The following is a 9664-nucleotide window of genomic DNA, read 5'->3' as shown; positions in this document are numbered from 1 at the left end:
TTCCCCGGGCCGCCGACGTCGACTCCGAGGGGGAGACCGACGCCGCCGAGCGGCTGCTGGAGCTGGACGGCGTGGTCATCGAGGGCGACGACGAGCCCGAGGACGACGCGGACACGTCCGAGGCGTCGGCCGACGACGACGATGACGATGACCACGACGATGACCACGACGATGACCACGACGATGACGACGACGATGACGACGACGATGACGACGATGATGACGATGACGACGACCGTGAGGACGACGCGCGGCTGAGCGACGACGTCGTGTCGGGCACCGGCGGCGACGCGGCACGGGCCGGCTACCGGGACCGTGACGCGGGCGACCTGACCGACGACGAGCTGACCGACGCCGAGGCCGGCTCGCTCGCCACCGCCACCCCGACCGCCGTCACGACGTCCGAGGACACCGCCATGTCGACCGCGGACACCGCCACGCCGGGCAGCACCGTCGCGGCTGCGGACGCCACCGACGTCACCCCGGCCGACAAGGCCGACGCCGACCGGCCCGCACCGGGCGACGCCGCGTCCGGCGAGGGCGAGGCGGCGGAGCGCCGGTGACCGGGTACGGCGGGGACACCGCTACCGGCGCGGACCAGGGGCGACCCGTCCGCGCCGGAGCGGCCGGCCGGCTGGTCGACGCGTACTCGCTTGTCGTCTTCGACCTGGACGGCGTCATCTACCTGATCGACCGGCCCATCCCGGGCGCGGTCGAGGCGGTCGGCCGGCTGCACGCCGAGGGGCGCGCCGTCGCGTACGCGACGAACAACGCCTCCCGGCGCTCCAGCGAGGTCGCCGACCTGCTCACCGGCATGGGCGTCCCGGCGCAGCCGGCGGAGGTGCTCACCTCCGCGGCGGCCACCGCCGAGCTGCTCCGGGACCGGCTGCCCGAGGGCGCGCCGGTGCTCGTGGTCGGCGCGGAGGCGCTGCGGGCCGAGCTGCGCGCGGTCGGCCTGCGGCCGGTGTCCACCGTCGACGAGGAGCCCGCCGCCGTGGCCCAGGGCTACGGTCCGCAGGTCGGCTGGTCCGACCTGGCCGAGGCGTCCCTGGCGGTACGCGCGGGCGCGCCGTGGTACGCCACGAACACCGACCGCACCCTGCCCAGCCCGCGCGGCCCGCTGCCGGGCAACGGCTCGCTGGTCGCGGTGCTGCGTACCGCGCTGGGCCGCGACCCCGACGTGGTGGTGGGCAAGCCGGAGCCGGCGCTGTTCACCACCGCCGCGCGCCGGGCCGGGGCCGGGCGCACGCTCGTGGTGGGGGACCGGCTGGACACCGACATCGAGGGCGCCCGCCGGGCCGGGCTGGACAGCCTGCTGGTGCTCACCGGGGTCAGCGACGCCGCCGAGCTGCTGGCGGCGCCCGAGGAGCGCCGCCCCGCGTACGTCTCGTTCGACCTGGCGGGGCTCTTCGACCCGGACGCGGTGGTGGCGGTGCCGGGCCGGGCGACCGCCGGCGGCTGGTCGGTGGCGGAAGCCGGCGCGGACCTCGTGCTCGACGGCGCGGGACCGCCGCTGGAGGCGCTCGCCGCGCTCTGCGCGGTGGCCTGGTCGGCGTCGGCCGGGCCGCGCGTGCGGGCGCAGTCCCCGGCGGCGGCGGAGGCGCTCGCCGCGTTCGGCCTCGACGGCTGAGCGGCGAAGCACCCCGACGGCGGCGCGGTCGCGGTGGACCGGCTAGAGCAGCTTGCGGAGCTTCATCAGGTCGAACGGGTTCGCCTTGATCGAGACCCGCCGGGACGCGACCGCCGACATCACGTCGAGCCGGCCGTTCACCAGCGCGACCAGGTCGTCACTGCCGGTGCTCAGCGCGATCTTCGCCTTCGGGTCGTCGCCGTCGGCCAGGTCGACCAGCCGCCCGCCCTCCAGCCGCCCGTGGAACGCGGTGCCGAGATCGGTGATCCGGCAGGCCAGCGTGCGGTCCAGGTCGATGCGTCCCTGCGCCTCGGCGTTGCGGTCCAGCCGCGCGGCCAGGTCCTGCAACGCCTGCCGGCACTCGTCCACGCTGGCCACATCGTCTCCTCACCACGAACCACGCCGTTTCCCGGCACCGTACCGCAATGGGGCGTCCGGGGTGCCCGGTAGCGTGGCACCTGCACACCTCGCCCCGCGGAAGGACTCAGGCATGCAGGACGCGTGGCGCGCCTACCTCGAGCTGGCCATGGGCCTGACGGAGGCGCCCCGGAAGAAGGCACAGGACGCGGTCATGCGCGTCGTCGGCCAGGGTGGCGCGACCGCCGCCCAGATCCAGACGCTCGCCGAGGAGCTGGTGGCCACCGGCCTGGCGAACCGGGAGTCGCTGACCAAGCTGGTCCGCTTCGAGGTGGACCGGGCGCTGGGCGCGGTCGGGCTGGCCACTGCCGACGAGGTCGCCGAGCTGACCCGCCGGGTGCACGACCTGGAGCGGCAGCTACGCGAGGCGCGCGGCAACCTCGGGCCCGGCGAGACGCCGCCGCCGGATCGTCCAGCCCGCCTCCGCGCCGGCCGGGACCGCCACCGCGCCCTGGCGCGACCGCGCTGCCGACGCCGAGTCCGCGGCACGGCGCCGACGAAGGCGGTGGCGAAAAAACGGTGGGCCAAGAAGGGCGATCGTGAAAGAAGCCGCCCGGCCATCCATGGCCCGTACCCCCGCCGATATAGAAAGCGGACCCCCCCCGCGAGGCGCGCGGCAACCTCGGGCCCGGCGAGACGCCGCCCGCCGGATCGTCCGAGCCCGCCTCCGCGCCGGCCGGGACCGCCACCGCGCCGTCCGGCGCGACCGCGCCGCCGACCGCCGAGTCCGCGGCAACGGCGCCGACGAAGGCGGTGGCGAAGAAGACGGTGGCCAAGAAGGCGATCGCGAAGAAGCCGCCCGCCACCATGGCCCGTACCCCCGCCGACGGCTCGCCCGCCGCGCCCGCCCGGCCGGCGAGGAAGGCCACCGGCCGCCGGGCGGCCGGCTCGTGACCGCGCCGCGGCCCGGTCCGCCGCCGGGCCCGCGGCCCGGACCACCCCCGGGGGTACGCCCCGCGCCGGCCGAGGAGGTCGGCGAGGCGCGGCACCCGGCGGTGGACGCCGCGGTGCTCGGCATGGCCAACGCCGAGGCGCTCGCCCCGGCCGACCAGATCGCCCAGTACGAGGCGGCGTACGAGACGCTGCGCGAGACCCTCGCCACCATCGACCAGGCCTGAGCAGAGGCGGAGACACACCTGATGGCTCGTCGTACCCGGCTGGACGCCGAACTGGTCCGGCGCGGGCTGGCCCGCTCCCGGGAACAGGCCGCCGCGCTCGTGGAGGCCGGTCGCGTCCAGCTGCGCGGAGTGCGGGCGCGCAAGCCCGCGGCTGGTCGACCCGGCCGATCCGCTGCTGGTGACCGGAGAGGACCCGGCCGACGAGTACGTCTCCCGGGGCGGCCACAAACTGGCCGGCGCGCTCGCCGCGTTCGCCCCCGGCGGGCTGACCGTCACCGGCCGGCGCTGCCTGGACGCGGGCGCGTCGACTGGCGGGTTCACCGACGTGCTGCTGCGCGGCGGCGCGGCCGAGGTGGTCGCCGTGGACGTCGGCTACGGGCAGCTCGCCTGGTCGCTGCGCACCGACGAGCGGGTGCGGGTGTTCGAGCGTACGAACGTGCGTACGCTCACGCCGGAGGCGATCGGCGGTCCGGTCGACCTGACGGTGGCCACCTGTCGTTCATCTCGCTGCGTCTGGTGCTGCCGGCGCTGGCCGCGTGCACCGGCCCCGGCGGCGACCTGGCGCTGATGGTCAAGCCGCAGTTCGAGGTCGGCAAGGAGCGGGTCGGCGCCGGCGGCGTGGTCCGCGATCCGGCGCTGCGCGCCGAGGCGGTGCTCGACGTGGCCGCCGCGGCCGCCGGGCTCGGCCTGGGCCTGGCCGGAGTGGCGGCCAGCCCGCTGCCCGGGCCGAGCGGCAACGTCGAGTTCTTCGTATGGTTGCGCGGGGACGCGCCCGCCGCGGACCCGGAGCGGGTCCGCGCGGTGGTGGCCGCCGGCCCGCAGGGCGCCGCCACCACGGCGGCCACGACCGAGGAGGTGTCCGGGTGAGCCGCACCGCGCTGCTGGTGACGCACACCGGCCGTCGACGCAGCACCGAGCACGCGCGCGCGGTGGCCGCCGACCTGATCGCCGCCGGTTTCGAGGTGCGGGTGGTGGCCGAGGAGGCCGACGACCTGGACCTGCCCGGTGTGGTGCCGGTGACCGGCCCGGAGGCGGCCGAGGGCGCCGAGATCGTCTTCGCGCTCGGCGGGGACGGCACGTTCCTGCGCGCGGCCGAGCTGGCCCGTCCGGCGAAGGTCCCGCTGCTGGGCATCAACCTCGGCAAGGTCGGCTTCCTCGCCGAGGCGGAGATCGACGACCTGGACACCGCGGTACGTGACGTGGTCGAGCGTAACTACAGCGTGGACGAACGGCTCACGCTGGACGTCACCGCCGAGTTCGAGGGCGGGCCGACCATCGAGTCGTGGGCGCTCAACGAGATCAGCGTGGAGAAGGGCGAGCGCGCCCAGATGCTGGAGCTGCTCGTCGACGTGGACGGCCGGCCGCTGTCCCGGTACGGCTGCGACGGCGTGATCTGCGCGACCCCGACCGGCTCCACCGCGTACGCGTTCTCCGGCGGCGGGCCGGTGGTCTGGCCCGAGGTGGAGGCGCTGCTGCTGGTGCCGATCAGCGCGCACGCGCTGTTCAGCCGCCCGCTGGTGACCGCGCCGACGTCGACGTTCGTCATCACCGTCGACCCGTTCACCACCCTCGCGGTGCTCTGCTGCGACGGCCGGCGTGTCTACGACCTGCCGCCGGGCGCCCGGGTCACGGTGCGCCGGGGCACGTTGCCGGTGCGCATCGTGCGGTTGCGGGCGCGTCCGTTCACCGACCGGCTGGTGGCCAAGTTCGACCTGCCCGTCCAGGGCTGGCGGGGCAACCGTCGCTGACCGACGGATCAGCGGAAACCTCCGTTCGGACCACCGGTCCGGGCCGCCGCGCACGTTACGGTGAGCGTACGGGCCGCGATGAGGTGAGTCCGGGTGCGGCGGTGAGGCCCGCCGCTTCCGGATGCGTGGCCCGGATGTCGCGGGCTCGGCCAGGGGGTGGTCGGGGCCGCGACGGTCGGGACGCCGGAGTGTCGTAGCCGGCCGCGGCGGGCGGACCGGCGCGCCGCGCCCGATCGGGTGTCGACCCCGGTCGGGCGGACAGGTCGTGCAGCCGCCGCCGGAGGAAGCGGCGGCGCGCGAGCTGGGCGACGCGATCTCCGGCGTCCCGGCCCTCTACCGCGCTGCGCTCGTGTCCACCTGGCGACATGTCGCCGGTGCGGCGGCATCAGGTCGGCCGGCCGCCGTGCACCAGTGGGCAGGTCGCGGTGCGACCGTCCACCACGGCCGGTCGGCGGCCCAGCCGCTGCGCGAACTCACCGGCCCGGGCCGTGTCCGCCCGTACCGGGCTGCGGTGGAGCTCTTCCTCGTCCGGGGTCGGGTGCCCGCGGCTCGACCTGCCGGCTGGTCAACTGTCACACGGCGGGGCTACTGTCGGGTGCTGTGCTGGAAGAGCTGCGCATCACCGGACTGGGCGTCATCGAGGACACCACGCTGCCGCTGGCCGCGGGGATGAACGTCATCACCGGCGAGACCGGCGCCGGCAAGACCATGGTGGTGACCGGCCTCGGCCTGCTCTTCGGCGGCCGCGCCGACGCCGGCCGGGTGCGCGCCCAGCCGGGCCGCGCCGTGGTGGAGGGCCGGCTGCGCCTCGGTGGGCGGGTGGCCGAGTCGGTGCACGCCCGCATCCTCGACGCCGGTGGTGAGCCCGACGAGGACGGCTCGCTGCTGCTCAGCCGCACCGTGACCATCGAGGGGCGTTCCCGCGCGCACCTGGGCGGGCGGGCCATGCCGGTGTCCACGCTCGGTGAGGTCGGCGAGCAGGTGCTGGCCGTGCACGGCCAGTCCGACCAGCTGCGGCTGCTGCGCCCGGCCGAGCAGCGCGCCTCGCTCGACCGGTTCGCCGGGCCGGAGCACGAGAAGCTGCTCGACGCGCTGCGCGAGACGTACGCCCGGTGGCGCACGGTCGTCGACGACCTGGCCGACCGGCGGCGCAACGCGCGCGAACGCAACCAGGAGGCCGACCTGCTGCGGCTGGGCCTGGACGAGATCACCCGGGTCGATCCGCAGCCGGGGGAGGACGACGAGCTGAAGGCGGAGGCGCAGCGGCTGGAGCACGCCGAGGGGCTGCGTACCGCCGCGCAGGTGGCGCAGCAGTGCGTGGCCGGCGGCGTCGAGGCGGCCGACGACACGCCGGACGCGGCGGCGCTGCTGGGCACCGCGCGGCGCACGCTGGAGGCGCAGGCCGGCACCGACCCGGCGCTGGGCGAGCTGGCGGCCCGGCTGGAGGAGGCCGCCACGCTGGTCACCGACGTGGCCGCGGAGCTGTCCACCTACCTGGCCGCGCTGGACGCCGACCCGGCCCGCCTGCAGACCGTCTACGAGCGGCGGGCCGCGTTGCGCGGGCTCACCCGCAAGTACGCCGACGACGTCGACGGCGTGGTGGCGTGGGCCGAGCGGGCCCGCACGCGGCTGTCCGATCTGGACACCTCCGACGAGCTGCTGGACGAGCTGGACCGCGAGGCCACCCGGCTCGCCGGTGAGGTGGCCGACCTCGCCGGCCGGGTGTCGGCGTCCCGGCGGGAGGCCGCGGTCCGCTTCGCCGAGGAGGTCACCGTCGAGCTGGCCGGGCTGGCCATGCCGCACGCCCGGATCGAGGTGGCGGTGCTGCCGCGTCCGGCGGGCCGGTCCGAGCCGAGCCTGCCGGTCAACGGCGTCGAGACCGGCGTCGGCGCGGACGGCGCCGACGAGGTGGAGCTGCGGCTGCTGGCCCACCCGGGCGCGCCGGCGCTGCCGTTGCAGAAGGGCGCCTCCGGCGGCGAGCTGTCCCGGGTGATGCTCGCCATCGAGGTGGTCTTCGCCGGTTCCGGCGGCCCGCCCACGCTGGTGTTCGACGAGGTCGACGCGGGTGTCGGCGGTCAGGCCGCGGTGGAGATCGGCCGCCGGCTGGCCCGGCTGGCCCGCAGTCATCAGGTGCTCGTGGTCACCCACCTGCCGCAGGTCGCCGCGTTCGCCGACCGGCACCTGGTGGTGGCCAAGGACACCGGGGGAGCGGTCACCACGAGCGGGGTGCGCGTGGTGGAGGACACCGAGCGCGCCCGGGAACTGGCCCGGATGCTCGCCGGTTTGCCGGACTCGGATCTGGGTATCGCCCATGCCGAGGAGCTCCTGGCCGTGGCGGCCAAGGAAAGGCGTCCGTGATACCCCGATTGTGAGCGCAAGCACACCGGCGCGGGTTCCGGTGTGCTTCCCTGGGTAGGCGGCCCTGCTCAGGCATGTCGCGACAGCAAAACCTGCCTCACATGCCAGGATGGTCACGATGCGTCTACCCATACTGCGCCGGAGCCGGAACCCGGAGCCGGGCTCCATCGTCGGCACCGCGCGCCTCGACCGCCGGACGAAACGGCTGGTCGGGCGGCTGCGCCCCGGCGACATCGCGGTCATCGACCACGTCGACCTGGACCGGGTGGCGGCCGACTCGCTCGTCGCGGTGGGTGTGGCGGCGGTGCTCAACGCCAAGCCGTCGGTCTCCGGCCGCTATCCCAACCTCGGCCCGGAGGTGCTGATCTCGGCCGGCATCCCGCTGCTGGACGATCTCGGCGAGAGCGTCTTCGAGCAGGTCCGCGAGGGTGACCGGGTCCGCATCGAGGGCAACACCGTGTTCGTCGGCGAGGAGCCGGTCGCGCACGGCACGTTGCAGGACGCCGAGACCGTGGCCAAGTCGATGGCCGACGCCCGGGAGGGCCTGTCGGTGCAGTTGGAGGCGTTCGCCGCCAACACGATGGACTACCTGCGGCAGGAACGTGACCTGCTGCTCGACGGCGTCGGCGTGCCGGAGATCCAGACCCAGGTCCAGGGCCGGCACTGCCTGATCGTGGTGCGCGGCTACGACTACAAGGCCGACCTGGACGTGCTGCGCCCGTACATCCGGGAGTTCAAGCCGGTGCTGATCGGCGTCGACGGCGGGGCCGACGCGCTGGTCGAGGCGGGCTACACCCCGGACATGATCATCGGGGACATGGACTCGGTCACCGACGACGTGCTGCGCTGCGGCGCCGAGGTGATCGTGCACGCCTACCCGGACGGGCGGGCGCCCGGCCTGGCCCGGGTCAACGGGCTCGGCGTACCGGCGATCACGTTCCCGGCGGCGGCCACCAGCGAGGATCTCGCCATGCTGCTGGCCGACGAGAAGGGCGCGTCGCTGCTGGTGGCCGTCGGCACCCACGCCACCCTGGTGGAGTTCCTGGACAAGGGGCGCGGCGGCATGGCGTCGACGTTCCTGACCCGGCTGAAGGTGGGCGGCAAGCTGGTCGACGCCAAGGGCGTCAGCCGGCTCTACCGGCAGAGCATCTCCGGTTCGTCGCTGCTGCTGCTGGTCCTGTCGGCGGTGGCCGCGATGGCCTCCGCGGTGGCGGTCTCCACCGTCGGGAAGGCGTATTTGGGCGTGGTCTCCGAATGGTGGGACAATTTCGTGTTCCAGCTCGGCCAGCTCTTCTAGCTCCCCCGACGATCAAGAGGCTGCAAGCGTGATCAACTTTCGCTACCACGTGGTGTCCCTGACCGCGGTGTTCCTGGCGCTGGCGATCGGCCTGGTGGTCGGCACGGCCGCCCTCAACGGGCCGGTCGCCGACTCGCTCCGGGAGAACGTCAACGGCCTGCGCAAGGACAACTCGCTGATGCGCCAGTCGGTCAACAGCATGCAGAAGCAGCTGGAGACCGAGGAGGACTTCGCCGCCGAGGTGGCCCAGCTCGTCCTGCCCGGCAAGCTGACCGGCCGTCGGGTGCTGGTGCTCACCCTGCCCAGCGGCCGCGACCAGGCCGAGGGCGTGGTGAAGATGCTGCAGACCGCCGGCGCGGACGTCACCGGCCGCATCGACGTGCAGGACAAGTTCGTCAACCCGGACAGCAACAACAACCTGCTGGAACTGGCGGTCACCGCCCGGCCGAACACGTCCCCCGCCATCAACCTGCCCGGCAACGGGCACGGCGTGGAGACCTCGAGCGCGCTGCTGGCGAACGTCCTGGTCGACCGTCCCGCGGGCACCCCGGCGGCCAGCGAGACCGACCGGCGCACGGTGCTGGAGCAGTACGCCACCGCCGGCTACCTCACCCCGGCGGACAAGATCTCCACCGCCGCCGAGGCGGTCGTGATGGTCACCGGCCAGCCGTACGTGGACAAGGACTCGGCCAAGAAGGACGAGTCGGTGGTGAAGATCGCCGTGGAGTTCGACCGGGCCGGCGCGCTGGTGGTCGCCGGCATGGGCTCGACCGGCGGGAACCTGGTCTCCGTGGTCCGCGGCGACCCGTGCTGTCGCAGACCATCTCCACCGTCGACAACGCCAACACCGTGCAGGGCCAGCTGGCCACCAGCCTCGCCCTGGCGCAGCAGCTCACCGAGAAGAAGATTGGTCTGTACGGCGTGGGCGACAACGCCGCCTCCCGGGTGCCTACACTGCCCCGGGACCGCCGGGCCGCCCGGTCCGTGCCGCGTCGCGTTCGAAGTCCGGATCGAGGAGGTCCCGTGAGACTGGGTCGGCTGCTCGCCGTGGGCGCGGGGGTGCTGGCCGCCCGCTACACGCTGCGCCAGACGCGCA

Annotated in this window: 7 protein-coding genes and 4 pseudogenes; 10 read left to right on the top strand and 1 reads right to left on the bottom strand. The window is 74.8% G+C overall.

Annotated elements, in window-relative coordinates; translation table 11 throughout:
- Both MCBG_RS35095 and MCBG_RS07760 read left to right on the top strand, forming a co-directional pair.
- A pseudogene (locus MCBG_RS35095) lies at nt 1-105 on the top strand (Replicase polyprotein 1ab); the annotation flags it as partial.
- Between the two features lie 529 nt (nt 106-634).
- Nucleotides 635-1630 carry an HAD-IIA family hydrolase gene (locus tag MCBG_RS07760; protein ID WP_176722855.1) on the top strand — a complete coding sequence of 332 codons (996 nt, stop codon included), beginning with the start codon at nt 635-637 and terminating at the stop codon, nt 1628-1630.
- Nucleotides 1631-1672: 42 nt separating this feature from the next.
- On the opposite strand, the gene MCBG_RS07755 is transcribed toward MCBG_RS07760, so the two are convergent.
- Nucleotides 1673-2008, bottom strand: a complete 336-nt coding sequence (locus MCBG_RS07755) for an SCP2 sterol-binding domain-containing protein (RefSeq protein WP_043324901.1) — start codon at nt 2006-2008, stop codon at nt 1673-1675.
- A gap of 112 nt (nt 2009-2120) precedes the next feature.
- Here MCBG_RS07755 and MCBG_RS35090 point away from each other — a divergent pair.
- From MCBG_RS35090 to MCBG_RS07720, 8 genes and pseudogenes are all read left to right on the top strand, one after another.
- Nucleotides 2121-2681: pseudogene (locus MCBG_RS35090) on the top strand (phasin family protein); the annotation flags it as partial.
- A gap of 119 nt (nt 2682-2800) precedes the next feature.
- Nucleotides 2801-2941: a hypothetical protein gene (locus tag MCBG_RS32380; RefSeq protein ID WP_157560775.1), complete on the top strand. Its 141-nt coding sequence runs from the start codon at nt 2801-2803 to the stop codon at nt 2939-2941.
- Entirely contained in the window at nt 2938-3165 is a 228-nt protein-coding gene (locus MCBG_RS07745) for a hypothetical protein (RefSeq protein WP_030502668.1), read from the top strand. The genes MCBG_RS32380 and MCBG_RS07745 overlap by 4 nt, the downstream gene beginning before the upstream one ends.
- Nucleotides 3166-3186: 21 nt before the next feature.
- Nucleotides 3187-4032 (top strand): annotated as a pseudogene (locus MCBG_RS07740) (TlyA family RNA methyltransferase).
- Nucleotides 4029-4913 (top strand): NAD kinase, encoded by an 885-nt coding sequence (locus MCBG_RS07735; RefSeq protein ID WP_043324900.1) that lies wholly within the window; start codon nt 4029-4031, stop codon nt 4911-4913. Before MCBG_RS07740 ends, MCBG_RS07735 begins: the two are co-directional and overlap by 4 nt.
- A gap of 600 nt (nt 4914-5513) precedes the next feature.
- Nucleotides 5514-7271 carry a DNA repair protein RecN gene (recN, locus tag MCBG_RS07730; protein ID WP_043324899.1) on the top strand — a complete coding sequence of 586 codons (1758 nt, stop codon included), beginning with the start codon at nt 5514-5516 and terminating at the stop codon, nt 7269-7271.
- A gap of 118 nt (nt 7272-7389) precedes the next feature.
- Nucleotides 7390-8568, top strand: a complete 1179-nt coding sequence (steA, locus tag MCBG_RS07725; RefSeq protein ID WP_043330324.1) for a putative cytokinetic ring protein SteA — start codon at nt 7390-7392, stop codon at nt 8566-8568.
- Nucleotides 8569-8596: 28 nt separating this feature from the next.
- A pseudogene (locus tag MCBG_RS07720) lies at nt 8597-9531 on the top strand (copper transporter); the annotation flags it as partial.
- Nucleotides 9532-9664: the final 133 nt, after the last annotated feature.

The organism is Micromonospora sp. M42 (assembly GCF_000568915.1).
Classification (GTDB): domain Bacteria; phylum Actinomycetota; class Actinomycetes; order Mycobacteriales; family Micromonosporaceae; genus Micromonospora; species Micromonospora chalcea.
Note: the sequence above shows the minus strand (reverse complement) of the source record. Positions and strands in the feature narration are given on the sequence as shown.